The organism is Pseudomonas sp. AN-B15 (assembly GCF_019056475.1).
In the GTDB taxonomy this organism is placed as follows: Bacteria; Pseudomonadota; Gammaproteobacteria; order Pseudomonadales; family Pseudomonadaceae; genus Aquipseudomonas; species Aquipseudomonas parakoreensis.
Genome location: NZ_CP049737.1, coordinates 285892 through 302337 on the forward strand (window position 1 = coordinate 285892; position 16446 = coordinate 302337).

14 protein-coding genes are annotated in these 16446 nt (G+C 61.1%); 3 read left to right on the forward strand and 11 right to left on the reverse strand.

The window, feature by feature from the left end; all coding sequences use genetic code 11:
- Position 1: 1 nt before the first annotated feature.
- The 3 genes from GTQ41_RS01270 to GTQ41_RS01280 are packed head-to-tail and all read left to right on the forward strand — an operon-like array spanning position 2 to position 5216.
- The gene (locus GTQ41_RS01270) at positions 2 to 1105 is read left to right on the forward strand and encodes an efflux RND transporter periplasmic adaptor subunit (protein ID WP_047290789.1); all 1104 of its coding nucleotides are present in this window, start codon (positions 2 to 4) and stop codon (positions 1103 to 1105) included.
- Complete coding sequence (locus tag GTQ41_RS01275; protein ID WP_047290790.1) at positions 1102 to 2166, forward strand: efflux RND transporter periplasmic adaptor subunit; 1065 nt, start codon at positions 1102 to 1104, stop codon at positions 2164 to 2166. Before GTQ41_RS01270 ends, GTQ41_RS01275 begins: the two co-directional genes overlap by 4 nt.
- On the forward strand, positions 2163 to 5216 hold the full coding sequence (locus tag GTQ41_RS01280; RefSeq protein ID WP_047290791.1) for an efflux RND transporter permease subunit: 3054 nt from the start codon (positions 2163 to 2165) through the stop codon (positions 5214 to 5216). The genes GTQ41_RS01275 and GTQ41_RS01280 overlap by 4 nt, the downstream gene beginning before the upstream one ends.
- 84 nt (positions 5217 to 5300) lie before the next feature.
- Here the strand turns inward: GTQ41_RS01280 and GTQ41_RS01285 are convergent, their stop codons facing one another.
- The 11 genes from GTQ41_RS01285 to tcyJ all read right to left on the reverse strand — a co-directional run bounded on the left by GTQ41_RS01285 (position 5301) and on the right by tcyJ (position 16430).
- On the reverse strand, positions 5301 to 5930 hold the full coding sequence (locus tag GTQ41_RS01285; protein WP_047290792.1) for a bifunctional 2-polyprenyl-6-hydroxyphenol methylase/3-demethylubiquinol 3-O-methyltransferase UbiG: 630 nt from the start codon (positions 5928 to 5930) through the stop codon (positions 5301 to 5303).
- Positions 5931 to 6066: 136 nt separating this feature from the next.
- Positions 6067 to 6711 (reverse strand): methionine ABC transporter permease, encoded by a 645-nt coding sequence (locus GTQ41_RS01290; RefSeq protein ID WP_047290793.1) that lies wholly within the window; start codon positions 6709 to 6711, stop codon positions 6067 to 6069.
- Positions 6701 to 7822, reverse strand: a complete 1122-nt coding sequence (locus tag GTQ41_RS01295) for a methionine ABC transporter ATP-binding protein (RefSeq protein WP_047290794.1) — start codon at positions 7820 to 7822, stop codon at positions 6701 to 6703. The genes GTQ41_RS01290 and GTQ41_RS01295 overlap by 11 nt, the downstream gene beginning before the upstream one ends.
- A gap of 2 nt (positions 7823 to 7824) precedes the next feature.
- Positions 7825 to 8634 (reverse strand): MetQ/NlpA family ABC transporter substrate-binding protein, encoded by an 810-nt coding sequence (locus GTQ41_RS01300; protein WP_047290795.1) that lies wholly within the window; start codon positions 8632 to 8634, stop codon positions 7825 to 7827.
- A 125-nt stretch (positions 8635 to 8759) separates the two neighbouring features.
- Complete coding sequence (locus GTQ41_RS01305) at positions 8760 to 10112, reverse strand: LLM class flavin-dependent oxidoreductase (RefSeq protein WP_047290796.1); 1353 nt, start codon at positions 10110 to 10112, stop codon at positions 8760 to 8762.
- Positions 10112 to 11305, reverse strand: coding sequence for an SfnB family sulfur acquisition oxidoreductase (locus GTQ41_RS01310; RefSeq protein ID WP_047290797.1), 1194 nt, complete (start codon positions 11303 to 11305; stop codon positions 10112 to 10114). The genes GTQ41_RS01305 and GTQ41_RS01310 overlap by 1 nt, the downstream gene beginning before the upstream one ends.
- 36 nt (positions 11306 to 11341) lie before the next feature.
- Complete coding sequence (locus tag GTQ41_RS01315) at positions 11342 to 12583, reverse strand: SfnB family sulfur acquisition oxidoreductase (RefSeq protein ID WP_047290798.1); 1242 nt, start codon at positions 12581 to 12583, stop codon at positions 11342 to 11344.
- A gap of 394 nt (positions 12584 to 12977) precedes the next feature.
- On the reverse strand, positions 12978 to 13742 hold the full coding sequence (locus tag GTQ41_RS01320; protein WP_047290799.1) for a hypothetical protein: 765 nt from the start codon (positions 13740 to 13742) through the stop codon (positions 12978 to 12980).
- 469 nt (positions 13743 to 14211) lie between these two features.
- The gene (tcyN, locus tag GTQ41_RS01325; RefSeq protein WP_047290800.1) at positions 14212 to 14961 is read right to left on the reverse strand and encodes an L-cystine ABC transporter ATP-binding protein TcyN; all 750 of its coding nucleotides are present in this window, start codon (positions 14959 to 14961) and stop codon (positions 14212 to 14214) included.
- A gap of 3 nt (positions 14962 to 14964) precedes the next feature.
- A complete protein-coding gene (gene tcyL / locus GTQ41_RS01330) occupies positions 14965 to 15630 on the reverse strand; it encodes a cystine ABC transporter permease (RefSeq protein WP_003220607.1) in 666 nt (221 codons plus the stop codon).
- On the reverse strand, positions 15630 to 16430 hold the full coding sequence (gene tcyJ / locus GTQ41_RS01335) for a cystine ABC transporter substrate-binding protein (protein WP_041071182.1): 801 nt from the start codon (positions 16428 to 16430) through the stop codon (positions 15630 to 15632). The genes tcyL and tcyJ overlap by 1 nt, the downstream gene beginning before the upstream one ends.
- Positions 16431 to 16446: the final 16 nt, after the last annotated feature.

Sequence of the window (16446 nt, forward strand, 5' to 3'; positions counted from 1 at the left end):
CATGGCGAGTCCCGGATTGAAAACAGTTGTCGTGCTGAGCCTGCTCACGTTGTTGACCGCTTGCGGCAAGAAAGAAGCCCCGGCGGAGTACCTGCCACGGGTCTTTGTGCAAGAGGTCAAACCCGCCGATTACGCGGCTGCCGTGACCCTGACCGGCGATGTGCAGGCCCGGGTGCAGACCGAACTGTCGTTCCGGGTCGGTGGCAAGATCATCCAGCGCATGGTCGATGTCGGCGACCGGGTCAGCGCCAGGCAAGTGCTGGCCAAACTCGATCCCAAGGATTTGCAGACCAACGTCGATTCCGCTCAGGCCCAGGTCATCGCCGAGCAGGCACGGGTCAAGCAGAGCGCCGCAGCGTTCGTGCGTCAGCAGAAACTGTTGCCCAAGGGTTACACCAGCCAGAGCGAATTCGACTCCGCCCAAGCCGCCTTGCGCAGCAGCCAGAGCGCCTTGAGCGCGGCACAGGCGCAACTGGCCAATGCCAAGGATCAATTGAGCTACACCGCGCTGATCGCCGATGCCCCGGGGATTATCACCGAGCGCCAGGCCGAGGTCGGCCAAGTGGTCCAGGCCACCGCGCCGATTTTCAAACTGGCCCGCGATGGCGATCGCGACGCGGTGTTCAACGTCTACGAATCGCTGCTGGCCGAACGCCCTGACGATCGCTCGATTGTCGTCAGCCTGCTCGATAATCCCGCGATCAAGACCACCGGCACGGTGCGCGAAATCACCCCGGCGGTGTCGGCGCAGTCCGGCACGGTGCAAGTCAAAGTCACCCTCGACAGCCTGCCGCAGGGCATGCAGCTCGGCTCGGTGGTCAGCGCCACGGCCAAGGGCAGCGGCAAGTCGGCGGTGGAATTGCCATGGTCGGCGCTGACCAAAAACATCAGCGAGCCGGCCGTATGGATGGTTGACGACAAGGGCGAGGCGCAGTTGCACAACGTCACTGTCAGCCGCTACCTGATCGGCAAGGTGATCATCAGCGACGGTCTCCAAGGCGGGGAAAAAGTCATTGTCGCGGGTGGGCAGTTGTTGCATCCGGGCATGAAAGTCGAGATCGCCGAAAACACCTACAAGGATCTGCAACCGGGAGCACAGCCATGAAGCGTCTGGGGCTGTTATCCATCAGTGTGTTGCTGGCCGCCTGCTCGAAACGCGAGCCGCCTCCGGAGCCGGTACGACCCGTGCTGTCGATCAAGGTACAGGCGCTGAACGAGGAAACCCTCGGGCGTTTCGCCGGCAGCATTCAGGCGCGTTACGAGAGCAACACCGGTTTCCGCGTCGGTGGACGTATTGCCAGCCGTAACGTCGATGTCGGTACCGAGGTGCAAAAGGGTACGTTGCTCGCCACGCTCGACCCCTCCGATCAACAGAACCAGTTGCGTTCGGCCCAAGGCGATCTGGCCAAGGTGCAGGCGCAACTGATCAACGCCCAGGCCAACGCCCGGCGTCAGCAGGCGCTGTTTGATCGTGGGGTGGGCGCGCAGGCACAACTGGACATCGCCATCACCGATCTGAAAACCACCCAGGCCTCGCTCGATCAGGCACGGGCGGCGGTCGATCAGAGCAAGGATCAGCTCGGCTACACCGAACTGCGCGCCGACCACAAAGCCGTGGTCACCGCATGGAATGCCGAAGCCGGCCAGGTGGTGACTGCCGGCCAGCAAGTGGTGACTCTGGCGCAACCGGACATCAAGGAAGCGGTGATCGACCTGCCGGACACACTGGTTGATCAGATCCCCGCCGACGTAGTGTTTCTGGTGGCCGGGCAACTCGACCCGAGCATCAATACCACCGCGACCATTCGCGAGATCGAACCACAGGCTCAAAGCGCCACGCGCACCCGCCGCGCACGGCTGACCCTGGCCAGCACCCCGGAGGGGTTCCGCCTCGGTACGGCGATCAGCGTGACCCTCAGTTCGGCGATCAAGCCACGTATCGAGTTGCCCGCCACCGCCCTGCAGGAAGCCGATGGCAAGGCCCGCATCTGGGTGGTCGACACTTCCAGCAAAACCGTCGCGCCCCGTGACGTCAGCGTGATCAGCCGTACCGACGGCACCGTGGTACTGACCGACGGCGTCAAATCCGGCGAGCGCGTGGTCAGCGCAGGCGTCAACAGTCTCAAACCCGGACAAGCCGTGAAACTCGACGAGGACAGTCAATGAAAGGCTCTTTCAATCTCTCCGAATGGGCCCTCAAGCATCAGTCGTTCGTCTGGTACCTGATGTTCGTCGCGTTGCTGATGGGGGTGTTCTCTTACTTCAATCTGGGGCGTGAAGAAGACCCTTCGTTCACCATCAAGACCATGGTCATCCAGACCAAATGGCCGGGCGCGACCCAGGAGGAAACCCTCAAGCAGGTCACCGACCGCATCGAGAAAAAACTCGAGGAGCTCGATTCTCTCGACTACGTGAAAAGCTACACGCGCCCCGGTGAATCGACGGTCTACGTGTACCTGCGCGACACCACCAGCGCCAAGGACATTCCGGAAATCTGGTACCAGGTGCGCAAGAAGATCGATGACATTCGCGGACAGTTTCCCCAAGGGATTCAGGGGCCCGGATTCAACGATGAGTTCGGTGACGTCTACGGCTCGGTCTACGCGTTTACCGCCGACGGCCTGACCATGCGCCAGTTGCGTGACTACGTGGAACAGGCCCGCGCCGAGATCCGCAACGTGCCGGGTCTGGGCAAGATCGAGATGATCGGCCAGCAGGACGAAGTGATTTACCTGAACTTCTCCACCCGCAAGCTCGCGGCACTGGGCATCGATCAGCGTCAGGTGGTGCAGAGCCTGCAATCGCAGAACGCCGTGACTCCGGCGGGTGTGATCGAGGCCGGGCCCGAGCGTATCTCGGTGCGTACTTCAGGACAGTTCGCGTCGGAGAAGGATCTGGCCGAGGTCAATCTCAAACTCAATGAGCGCTTCTATCGTCTGGCCGATATCGCCGACATCAGTCGCGGTTATGTTGACCCGGCCACGCCGGAATTCCGTTTCGACGGCAAGCCGGCAATCGGTCTGGCGATTGCCATGCAGAAGGGCGGCAACGTTCAGGAATTCGGCAAGGCGTTGCACCAGCGGATCGACCAGATCACCGCTGATCTGCCGGTTGGCGTCGGCGTCCATACGGTGTCCGATCAGGCCGTGGTGGTGGAAGAGGCGGTTGGTGGCTTCACCAGCGCGCTGTTCGAAGCAGTGATCATCGTCCTGGTGGTCAGCTTCATCAGTCTTGGCGTGCGCGCCGGGCTGGTGGTGGCGTGCTCGATTCCGCTGGTGCTGGCGATGGTGTTTGTGTTCATGGAATACAGCGGCATCACCATGCAGCGGATTTCCCTCGGCGCACTGATCATCGCCCTCGGCCTGCTGGTGGATGACGCGATGATCACCGTGGAGATGATGGTCACGCGCCTGGAAATGGGCGAGACCAAGGAGCAGGCGGCCACGTTTGCCTACACCTCGACGGCGTTTCCGATGCTCACCGGTACGCTGGTGACCGTTGCCGGCTTCGTGCCGATCGGCCTCAACGCCAGTTCTGCCGGTGAGTACACCTTCACCCTGTTTGCGGTGATCGCGGTGGCCATGCTGGTGTCGTGGATCGTCGCGGTGCTGTTCGCACCGGTGATCGGCGTGCACATCCTCAGCACCAATGTGAAACCTCACGAGGGCGAGCCGGGACGCATTGGTCGGGCATTCAACCACGGATTGCTGTGGTCGATGCGCAACCGCTGGTGGGCGATCGGCATCACCGTGTTGTGCTTCGTGCTGGCGGTGTTCTGCATGCGCTTTGTACAGAACCAGTTCTTCCCGTCCTCCGATCGCCCGGAAATCCTCGTCGATCTGAACCTGCCGCAAAACGCCTCGATCGATGAAACCCGCAAGGCCGTGGACAAGCTCGAAGCCACGCTCAAGGGCGACCCGGACATCGTGCGCTGGAGCACTTACATCGGTCAGGGCGCGATCCGTTTCTATCTGCCGCTCGACCAGCAATTGCAGAACCCGTACTACGCGCAACTGGTGATCGTCAGCAAAGACTTCGAGGCCCGCGAAGCCCTCAGCCAACGCCTGCGTGAACGCTTGCACAAGGATTTCGTCGGCATCGGCAGTTACGTGCAGGCGCTGGAAATGGGCCCGCCGGTGGGGCGCCCGATCCAGTACCGGGTCAGCGGCAAGGACATCGATCAGGTGCGCAAGCACGCTATCGATCTGGCGACCGAGCTGGACAAGAACGAGCACATCGGCGAGATCATTTACGACTGGAACGAGCCGGGCAAAGTGCTGCGCATCGACATTGCCCAGGACAAGGCGCGTCAGCTCGGGCTGTCCTCGGAAGACGTGGCAAAGCTGATGAACAGCATCGTCAGCGGCTCGCCCCTGACCCAGGTCGATGACGATATCTACCTGATCAACGTCGTCGGCCGCGCGGTGGATTCCGAACGCGGTACCCCGGAAACCCTGCAGAACCTGCAGATCGTCACACCCAACGGTACGTCGATTCCGCTACTGGCCTTCGCCACCGTGCGGTATGAGCTGGAGCAACCGCTGGTGTGGCGTCGTGACCGTCTGCCGACCATCACCATCAAGGCCTCGGTGCGCGACGAGATCCAGCCGACCGACCTGGTGAAACTGCTCAAGCCGTCGATTGATGCCTTCGCTGAAAAACTCCCGGTCGGCTACAAAGTCGCCACGGGCGGTACGGTCGAGGAAAGCGGCAAGGCCCAGGGACCGATCGCCAAGGTCCTGCCGTTGATGCTGTTTTTGATGGCGACCTTCCTGATGATCCAGTTGCACAGCGTGCAGAAGATGTTCCTGGTGGCAAGTGTCGCGCCGCTGGGTCTGATCGGCGTGGTGCTGGCGCTGGTGCCGACCGGTACGCCGATGGGCTTCGTGGCGATCCTGGGGATCCTTGCACTGATCGGTATCATCATCCGCAACTCGGTGATTCTGGTGACGCAGATCGATGAGTTCGAGCAGAAGGGCTATACGCCGTGGGATGCGGTGGTGGAAGCGACCGAGCACCGGCGTCGGCCGATCCTGCTGACGGCTGCGGCGGCGAGCATGGGCATGATTCCGATTGCCCGGGAAGTGTTCTGGGGGCCGATGGCCTACGCGATGATTGGCGGGATCGTGGTTGCGACGTTGCTGACCCTGCTGTTTCTGCCGGCGCTGTATGTGGCCTGGTACAAGATTCGCGAGCCGAAGAAAGACACCGCATAAGGCAAAAGCAAAAGATCGCAGCCTGCGGCAGCGCCTACAGGAAATCCCATGTCGGCGCTGCTGCAGGCTGCGATCTTTTGATCTTCAGCCAACCCGCCGCCAGACACTCGCCAGCCAAGGCTGCTGCTCGCGCGGCAATCCCGCCGGCCGGTAGTAATGCTCAAGCTCGACAAACCCCGCCGCCGTCAACAACCCGCGCCACGCGTCCAGGTCGTGATATGAGCCGTAGCGTGGCCCATTCCAGCCCTCACGGTTATCCCCGCGGGGATTGGAACTGAACAACACCCCGCCCGGTTTCAGTGTGCCATGCAGCTGCTTGAGCACCCGCGGCAACTCCTGCAACGGCACATGAAACAGCACCGCATTGGCGAAGATGCCGTCGAAGCGCTCGGTCGGCAGATCGAGTTTCAGAAAGTCCTGCTGCCAGACCTCGCAACCGCTGTCTTCGCGGGCCATGCGCGCAAATTCCTCTGAGCCATCAAGGCCGACCGCGACGTGGCCCATGCGGGTGAACGTCTGCAAATCACGTCCGGGGCCGCAGCCGAAATCGAGCAGGGTGAACGGCGCCGGACCCTGGATGTGGCGAAGCAAGGCGTCGATGTTCTGGCTGACATCGTGGTCGCGGGTGCCTTCGCGGAATTCTTCGGCCACCGAGTTGTAGTGGCCGAGGGTGGTGGCGGTGATCTGTTCCAGATCGGTGGGAGTCTGTTTCATGGGGCGGACTGTTTGGGGGAGTTGAGCAGACTATAAGCGCTTTCGCGCTTTAAAAGATCGCAGCCTTCGGCAGCTCCTACAGAAGATCGCATTCCCCTGTAGGAGCTGCCGAAGGCTGCGATCTTTTGATCTTGCTTCAGCGCTTGTTCAGACCTCTGGCGAGGCGATCGCCCCCGATCTGAATCACCGCCACCAACGCCACCAGCAACACAATCACCGTCAGCATGATCTGGCTGTCGAAACGTTGATAACCGTAGCGGTAAGCGATATCGCCCAAACCGCCGGCACCAATCGCCCCGGCCATGGCTGAGGAGTTGATCATCGTCACCAGCGTAATCGTGAACCCGCCGACAATCCCCGGCAGCGCTTCCGGCAACAGCACATGCCAGACGATGTGCCAGCGCCGGCAGCCCATGGCTTGCGCCGCCTCGATCAAGCCGTGATCGACCTCACGCAGACTCACTTCGGCAATCCGCGCAAAGAATGGCGTCGCGGCAATCGTCAGCGGTACCACCGCCGCCCACACACCGTACGTGGTGCCGACAATCAGCCGGGTGAACGGAATCAGCGCGACCATCAGAATCAGAAACGGGATCGAGCGGAACAGATTCACGAACGCGCCCAGCGCCCGGTTGAGCAGCGGCGCCTGATAGATCCCGCCCTTGTCGCTGGTGACCAGAATCACCGCCATCGGGATCCCCACCAGCAAGGCGATCAGCGACGACACGCCGACCATCAGGAAGGTGTCAATGAAACCCTGGAGCAAGCGATCAAACCACATAACCCGATACCTCCACCCGTTGCGCCCACTGCCCGGCGCGCTCGCGCAATTGTTCGGTGCTCAAGGACGAGCCGCTGACTGCCAGCAACAGTTGTCCCAGCGCGTGACCCTGAATCCGTTCGACGCCGCCCTGCAGCCACTTCACGCGTCCACCGAGGGCGGCAAATAACGCGGCCAGATCCGGCTCGTCGGCGGCGCCCCCGGTGAACTGCAAACGCAATACCACCGCCGCGCCCGGGGAGGGCGGCTGGGCATGCAGACGGCTTTGCAGCTCTTCCGGCAGTGCGTCTTGCAGCGGCGCGAGCAAGGTCTGACTGACCTCGTGTTGCGGATTGCCGAACACTTCCCAGACCGGGCCTTGCTCAACGATTCGCCCGTGTTCCAGGACCACCACGCGGTCGCAGATTTCGCGGATCACCGCCATTTCGTGAGTGATCAGCACAATGGTCAGGCCGAGGCGCCGGTTGATCTCGCGCAGCAGGCCGAGGATCGACTGAGTGGTCTCGGGATCGAGCGCTGAAGTGGCTTCGTCGCACAGCAGAATGTCCGGGTCATGCACCAATGCGCGGGCGATGCCGACACGCTGTTTCTGTCCGCCGGAAAGCTGCGCCGGGTATGCCTTGTGCTTGGCTTGCAGGCCGACCAGTTCGAGCAGTTCACGCACCTTCTGCTCGCGTTGCGCCTTCGGCACACCCGCGACTTTCAGCGGCAGTTCGACGTTCTGCCACACGGTCTTGGCCGACATCAGGTTGAAGTGCTGGAAGATCATGCCGATCCTTCGGCGCAGCGCGACCAGGCGATCCTCATCGAACTCGCCGATGTCGACCTGATCGATCAGCACCCGTCCCGCCGTCGGTTGCTCCAGACGATTGATCGTGCGGATCAGCGACGATTTGCCGGCGCCGCTGCGGCCGATGATGCCGAACACCTCGCCGCGCTGGATCGCCAGGTCGATGCCTTGCAGGGCCGCCACCGGGCCTTGCCGACCCGCGTAGGTTTTACCCAGGCCGATGAAGCGCACGTGGGCGCGATTCAGCTCGGGATGCAGTTCGGTTTTTTCAGCATGTTTTGGCTCTGGAATCTCCAGTCGCCGTAGGATCGCGGCGGTCATGTTCAGCTTTCCCAACCGGCCTGATACAGCTTGCCGTGAGCCTTATCCAGCGCGGCGCGAACGGCCGGCGAGTGCTGGTAGATATCGACGAATTTGATCAGGCGCGGGTCGTCCTTGCTCTTCGGCTGGATCACGAACTGGATCACGTATTCCTTGTGGTCGAGACCGTCGAACAGCAGCGCTGAGCCTGCGTCAAAAGTCTTCGCCAGACGAATGTAGGCCGGGTAGCCCTGGACCAGATCGGCGTCATCGTAGGCGCGCACCAGTTGCACGGCTTCGACTTGCAGAATCTTGATCTTCTTCGGGTTGGCGACGATGTCGTCTTCGGTGGCCTTGTAGCCGACCCCCGGTTTCAGGGTGATCAGGCCAGCCTTGGCCAGCAGTTGCAGACCGCGACCGCTGTTGATCGGGTCGTTGGCGATGGCGACGCTGGCGCCTTCGGGCAACTCGTCGAAGCTTTTGTACTTTTTCGAGTAGAGGCCGACGTTGTTGATGATCCCCGGGGCGAACGGCACCAGGTCAAAACCGGAGGCCGCCTTGGCGTTTTCGAGGAACGGGATGTGCTGGAAGTAGTTCACGTCGATGTCGCCGGCGGCGAGGCTGACGTTCGGTGCGATCCAGTCGGTGAACTCCACCAGCTCGACTTTCAGGCCTTGTTTGGAGGCCTCCTCTACGGCGGCTTCCAGCGGAATCGCGAAGGCAGCGGTGGTGCCGACTTTCAGTGGTGCATCGGCGGCGAACACCGCCGAGCTGAACAGGCCGAAGGCCAGGGCCAGTGCTTTGACTGGGTGGGACAGGAGTTTCTTGGTCATAGTGGTTTTCCAGTCAGTGCATGAATTTTGTGGTGTCGGGTCGGGCCTCATCGCTGGCAAGCCAGCTCCCACAGGTTTTATGAACGCCACAGACCCTTGTGGGAGCTGGCTTGCCAGCGATGCTTTTAGCGGCGGTACGAAGAGCCGGTATGTTGCTCAGGTAACTGCGCCCCTGCGTGAAACAGCTTTTCGCGCAGGCTGCCGCTGTCATACGCAGTCTTGTACGACCCGCGCCGCTGCAACTCCGGAATCACCAGCTCGATGAAATCGACATAGCTTTCCGGGGTAACGATGCGCGTAAGGTTGAAACCGTCCAGCCCGGTTTCAGCGATCCACGCTTCCAGTTCATCCGCCACTTGCTCAGGCGAGCCGACCACGGTGATGTAGCGGCCACCGAGAGCGTGCTGGTCGAGCAATTTGCGGCGGGTCCAGTCGTTGTTCTGCAGGTTCTTGGTTGCGGACTGGATGGCGTTGCTCTTGACGTACTGGATCGGCTCGTCGATTTCGTATTGGGAAAAGTCGATGCCGGTGGACGCCGAGAAGTGCGCCACACCGGCCTCGGCACTGGCATGACTCAAGTACTCGGCGTGCTTGGCCCACGCGGCTGCTTCGGTGGCGCCGACGATCACGTTGAGGCCCATGAACACCTTGATGTCTTCGGGATTGCGCCCGGCCTCGACCGCGCTGGCGCGGACCTTGTCCACCTGCACCTTGATCGACGGTTTGTTCTGGCCACTGATGAACACGCACTCGGCGTGACGTCCGGCGAACAGCAAACCGCGGTCCGAGCTGCCGGCCTGGAACAGCACAGGCGTGCGCTGCGGCGACGGCTCGCAGAGGTGATAACCCTCGACTTGATAGAATTCGCCGTGGTGCTCGACCTTGTGCACCTTCTCCGGCTGGGCGTAGATGCGCTGCACGCGGTCATTGAGCACCGCGCCGTTTTCCCAACTGCCCTCCCAGAGTTTGTAGAGCACTTCGAGGTACTCGTCGGCCTGATCGTAACGGCGGTCGTGCTCGACCTGTTCGCGCAGGCCCATGGCCTTGGCGGCGCTGTCGAGGTAACCGGTGACGATGTTCCAGCCGACCCGACCACGGCTCAGATGATCGAGCGTGGACATGCGGCGGGCGAACAGATAGGGCGGTTCATAGGTGAGGTTGGCGGTGAGGCCGAAGCCGAGATTTTTCGTCACCGCAGCCATGGCCGATACCAGCAGCAGCGGGTCGTTGACCGGCAACTGGATCGACTCTTTCAGCGTGACATCCACCGAGTTCTGGTAGACGTCGTACACGCCGACGATGTCGGCGATGAACAGTCCGTCAAACAGCCCGCGCTCCAGCAACTGCGCCAGTTCGGTCCAGTATTCGATGGTGTTGTAGCGGGTCGAGGTGTCGCGCGGATGCGTCCACAGGCCATGGTTGATGTGGCCAATGCAGTTCATGTTGAACGCATTGAGCAGGATCTTTTTCTTGCTCATCAAATGGTGCCCCGCAGTGGCGGCTTTTCATCGTTGAGGTAGTAATTGCCCACCGCGTGATATTTCCAGCGCACCGGGTCGTGCAGGGTGTGCACCCGGGCGTTGCGCCAGTGGCGGTCGAGGCCGTGCTCAATCAGGGTGGCCTGACTACCGGCCAGTTCGAACAGCGTGCTGCCAGCAGCCAGCGAGATTTCAGTGCTGATCGCCCGCGCTTCGGCGACGGCAATCGAGGCAGCAGCGACGGTTTCGGCGTTGGTCTCGGCCTGGGCCTTGTCGAGGCATTCGCCGGCGCGTTCCAGCAGTGCTTCGGTGGCGTGCAGACGAATACTCAAATGGCCGAAGCTCTTCAGGGTCAGCGGGTCTTCGGTGGCCTTGTCATTACCGGAGTCAATCCACGGTCGGGTCTTGCTGCGCACGAAGTGCAGGGCATCTTCGTAAGCGGCGCGAGCGATGCCGGTGTCGATGGCGGCGTGAAGGATCTGCGCCAGCGGGCCGACCGTGGTCGGACGCTCGAAAGCACTCTGGAACGGGACCACGTCCTCGGCGGCAACGTAGACGTCTTCGAACACCACCGAACCGCTGCCGGTGGTGCGCTGGCCGAAGCCGCTCCAGTCGTCGATGACCGTCAGGCCTTGGCTGTCACGCGGGACGAAGGCCAGTTGCTGCACGCCATTTTCATCGACCACCGACGTCGGGATGCGCTGCGCGTAGATCGCGCCGGTCGCATAAAACTTGCGCCCGTTGATGCGATAGCCGTCACCGTCACGCGTGAGGCGGGTGACGCGGTCGTGGGCGGTTTTGGTACCGAGTTCCGCCAGGGCATTGCCGAAGCGCTGGCCGGCCAGCACCTCGGCGTACAGCCGCTGTTTCTGCTCGTGGCTGCCGTTAACGCGCAGCACTTCGAGGGCGTAGAAATGGTTCTGCGGAATCTGCCCGAGCGAGCCGTCAGCCTGAGCGATCAGGGCGATGACTTTGGCCAGGGTCACGTTGGACACAGCAGCGCCGCCGTATTCCTTGGGCACGCTGATGCCCCACAGGCCGGAGCGGGAAAACACGTCGAGTTCCGGCAGTGGCAGGCGACGTTCACGGTCACGCACGGCACTGTCGCGTTTGAAATCTTCGGCCAGGTCGCTGGCGACGATCAGGGCTTGCTCATCGCTGGTGATGACCGCGACGGGGTGGGAAAAAGTCATGGTTCTCTCCAATGCCTTTGAGAAAGTGTGCGGTCGTCAGATCCAGGAATGGCGGGCCGGCAAAGTACCGTTGAGGCGATAGGCGCCGACCGCGTGATATTTCCAGCGCACCGGGTCGTGCAGGGTGTGCACCCGGGCGTTGCGCCAGTGGCGGTCGAGGTTGAATTCGGCGAGGGTCGCGCGGCTGCCGGCCAGTTCGAAAAGCTTTTCGCTGGCCAATAGTGAAATCTCGGTGGTCAGCACTTTGGCTTCGGCCACGGCAATTGAGGCGCGGGCGGCGGACTCGGCGGTGAGCGGCGCGGCGTGCACCTGATCCAGCACGTGCCCGGCCTTGCGCAGCAATGCCTCGGCGGCGTGCAGTTCGATTTTCAGTTTGCCGATGTCGGCGATCACGTAGAGGTCATCACTGGCGCGTTCGACCTTGGCATCGATCCATGGCCGCGCGCGGGTTTTGACGAATTCGATGGCGTCGTCGATGGCACCTCGGGCGATACCGGCGTCGATGGCCGCTTGAATCAGCTGCGACACGGCGCCTTGAGTGTTGGGCTTTTCGTTGATCTTCCAGTTATCGACCACCAGGCTCGACTCGACGCGCACGTTGTTGAGCAGAATCGTGCCACTGGCGGTGGTGCGCTGACCGAAGCCTGACCAGTCATCAACGATGCGCAGGCCCGGGGTGCCACGGCGGACGAATGCCAGCACCTGCTTGCCGTCGTCATTCAGCGCCTTGACCGCCACCCAGTGCGCGAACAATGCGCCGGTGGAATAAAACTTCTGGCCGTTGATCACATAATCATCACCGTCGGCGGTGATGCGCGCTTTCAATTCCAGGGTGTTTTTGGTGCCGCGTTCAGGGCCGGCATTGCCGATGCGCCAGCCTTCCAGAACACTCTGGAACAGCTGTTTTTTCTGCGCCTCGGTGGCGCTGCCGAGTACCAGATTGATGATGCCGAACTGGTTTTGCGGGATCTGTCCCAGCGCCGGGTCGGCCGCGGAAATGATCGCGAACACCTCGGCCAACGTGACAAACGAAACCTGCGGGCCGCCGTATTCACGGGGGATGGCAATGCTGCCCAGACCGCTGCGGGTGAATTGTTCGATTTCCGACCACGGCAGCTTGCGCTGGCGGTCGCGCCTCGCGGCCTGCACGCGGGCGACTTGCGCCAGCTCATGGGCGGCCTTGATGGCTTGGGCGTCGTTGCGCAAGACCTGCGCGGGCAACAACAACGGGGCGATGTCCAGATCCGACTGGACGTTTGCATCGGCCAGACTGGACATCAGTGCCGCTCCCTGGCTGCACGCAATGCCCTGGCGATCTGCACTGGGGTGATTGTGTTCCGGACCATACTACCTACCTCACATCTCATGAAAAACGCCGCAAAAGTGCGGCGAACGAAAGAATGTCCGGTGGTCCGGTTCATATACCCTAAGCGTGTATAAATATTAAATAAACTAACTTTTAGGAATATGTATAGAAGGGGTGGTGGTCGGGTTGGTTAACAGGCTCCCAGCCGTGGTGGTACAACCTGTGGTGAGGGATTTATCCCCGACAGGCCGCGCAGCGGCCCTTTCTGAATCATAAAAAACGGGACCGCTTCGCAGTCCATCGGGGCGGTGCGACTTTTCCCTGGAACCCCTCACTGCAAAGCCCCATGAGTACAGGAATGCGGCATCAATCCTTGGTCGATTCAGCGACCTTCAGATCCTGGCGCAGCGGCACCCTCAGATAAGGACTCACGCAACCGATCTTCAGCGTCCGTGGCGGTGCCCAGCGTGAGTTGTTGCCGACCCAGTCGATGACGCAGTAGGTCACGTCGAGGCGCAGATCCTCACCGCCCTCGACAATCACTGCCGGTGGTACCCAGACCTGAATCGGCAGGCCGACATCGGCAGCGGTGATTCGGGCCAGATCCATGCGCACATCGCCCCAGCGCAAGGTGATGGCGTCGTCCTCGGCCATGTTCCGGTAGGGCTCGATGGTCAGGGGCACACCGCGTTTGATCTGATTGGGATTCACGCCCTGGCGGCGGATGGTGTCGGGTACCGTGACCGGCGCCAGTTGCTGATTCTCGTCCCCGCACAACGCCGAAGGCTGGCCGCCTGGGCAGTCGAGCTTGACTTGAACCCGGGTTGCCGCCGACAGCGCCGGTCCCTGCCCGATTTGCATGACCCGATAGTGGATCCGTGCGGTACCGCTGGCGATGAAGCTCTCCGGCACTCGCAGACTGACCGATGTGCCGAGGTCTTCACGGGTCAGGACGCGTGAGGCGACGTAGCAGTTGTTCCAGAACAGTTCGATCAGATCGCCAGCGTCCATGCCGGGATACGGCAGGACATCGATCAGCAGATGCGCGGCCGCGGCCAGGTTGACGGCGTTTTTTTGCGCGGCTGCCAGGTGCGGGGCTGCCAGTTCGGGGGTATGCGAAGTGCGGATCATCGGGCTCTCTCCTTGAAATCTTGCGGCGAATTCCGTTTCTTGAAAAAACAAAAGGCGTGATGAATCGGTTATGCAGCCTGAACTTTTGTTCAGGCTGAGTGCGAATTGATTCAACTAATGGGTGCCGGTTGACGACTAGATAAGAGTGTGCGGGAAAGAGTGTCAATAGAGTGTCTTAGTTAATCCGTGAATTACCGATTAATCAGAAGATTCCTACGTTGTGCAGTCACGCTGCCTAGCCGCAATGGCGAATGGAACTACGGTTTTTCGGCAGTTTTTGCTGTTTTCATGCAGGCGAGTTTGGATCGTTTCGCAGGCAAAGAGATGCGCAACGGATTAAGCCCAACGGCTGCAGAACATGTATGTATTGTTTTGACAGGTTTTAGAATGGAGGGGTTTGGATGTTTGTGCAGGCGGAAAAAGTATAACTTCCATCCGTGGAAGTTAATGACTCAAAGCAATAAGCTTCTCAGGCGTGATTCAGAAACTTGCTGAGAAACTGTTTGGTGCGCTCTTCTTTCGGGTTGGCAAACAAGGCCTTGGCTTCGCCTTGCTCGACGATCACGCCCTTGTCAAAAAACACCACACGGTTGGCCACATCCCGGGCGAACCCCATTTCGTGAGTGACGATGACCATGGTGCGTTTTTCTTCAGCCAGACCTCGAATGGTCGCCAACACTTCGCCGACCAGTTCCGGGTCGAGCGCCGAGGTCGGTTCGTCGAACAGGATCACTTCCGGTTCCATCGCCAGCGCCCGGGCAATTGCCACGCGCTGTTGCTGACCACCGGACAGACGACGCGGATACGCATCTTCCTTACCGGCAAGACCGACCTTGGCCAACAGCTTCATGCCCAGGGCAACGGCTTGTTCGCGCGGCATCTTCTTGACCACGATCGGCCCTTCGATGACGTTTTCCAGGGCGGTGCGGTGCGGGAACAAGTTGAAGTTCTGGAACACGAAACCTACGTGCTGGCGCAGGTTGCGCACCAGGCTTTGTTGCTGGCTCAGAGGACGGCGGGTATCGATCTCGATATCGCCGACCTTGATCCGGCCGCTGGTGGGCTCTTCAAGGAAGTTCAGGCAGCGCAGGAACGTGGTTTTACCCGAACCGCTGGGGCCGATGATGGCCACGACCTCGCCTTCCTTTACTTCAAGATCGATGCCTTTGAGCACCTCTTGACCCTTGAACTGCTTTGTCAGTTTTTCCACGACAATCATGGGTCAGGACTCCTGGTCGTGCCGATTGGCCCGCTCTTCCAACTTGTTCTGCAGATGCGACAGCACCGTGGCCAGAATCCAGTAGATCAGCGCGGCGGCAAGATACATGGTGAAGACTTCGAAAGTCCGGGCGGTAATCAGCTGTGCCTGGCGGAACAGTTCCGGCACCTGGATGGTGGCGGCCAGTGCCGTGTCCTTGACCAGCGAAATGAAGCTGTTGCCCAACGGCGGCAGCGCTGTGCGCATGGCCTGCGGCAGGATGGCCCGGCGCAGGGTTTGCGCACGGGTCATGCCGATGCTCGCAGCGGCCTCCCATTGACCACGTTCGATCGAACCGATCGCCGCACGGAGGATTTCGCAGGCGTAGGCGGCCATGTTCAGCGAGAAGCCGATCAGCGCCGCCGGCAGCGGATCCAGTTCAAGACCCAGTTGCGGCAAGCCGTAATAGATCACGAATAGTTGCACCAGCAACGGCGTGCCGCGAAAGAACGACACATAGATGCGGGCAATCCAGCTCACCAGTTTGAAGCGCGACAGGCGCATCAAGGCCAGGCCGAAGCCTAACAGCAAGCCGAAGAACATGCCGCCCAGGCTGAGGATGACCGTGTAGTACGCGCCCTTGAGCAGAAAGGGCGCGGAGTCCAGTGCGAGTTGGAAAGCTTCTTCCATTATTTGGTGACGTCAGCGTTGAAGTATTTCTTCGACAGCTTCTCAAGGGTACCGTCGGCACGCAGCTCGTCGAGCGCCTTGTTCACCGCAGCCAGCAGCTCAGGCTCGCCCTTGCGCAGGGCAATACCGGATTCCTGACGGGAGAACGCTTCACCGGCAGCCACGGTTTTCGGGGCTTTCTTGGCGTATTCCAGTGCGGCCAGACGGTCGATCAGGATGGCGTCGGTGCGGCCGTTGTTCAGGTCGGCGAACTTGGTCGGATCATCGTCGTAGGTGCGCACGTCAGCGCCCGGCACGTTGGCGCGGACCCACTGTTCGTAGTTGGTGCCCAGGCCGACACCGACTTTCTTGCCGGACAGGTCGGCAGCGGTCTTGATGTTCAACTTGGCTTCCTTGTCCTTCAGCACCAGCGCCTGGATCCCGGAAACGGTGTACGGCTCGGAGAAGTCATATTTCTTCTTGCGCTCGTCGGAGATGGTCACTTGGTTGACCACTACGTCCAGACGCTTGGATTCCAGCGCAGCGAGGATACCGTCCCACTTGGTTGGCTGAATCTTGGCTTTGACGCCGAGTTTCTGCGCCAGGGCTTCGGACAGTTCGACTTCGAAACCGGACAGTTTGCCGTCGGCGTCAACGAAGCTAAACGGTGGGTAAGTGCCTTCCAGGCCGACGTTGATGACGCCTTTGTCCTTGATCTGTTGCAGCTGCTCACCGGCGGTAGCCTGGCCGATCAGGCCGGCGCTCAGTGCAAGGCCCAGCGAACCTACCAGCAGAGTGCGACGTAGTGCGGAAAAATTCATGACAAGCCCCTGTGTT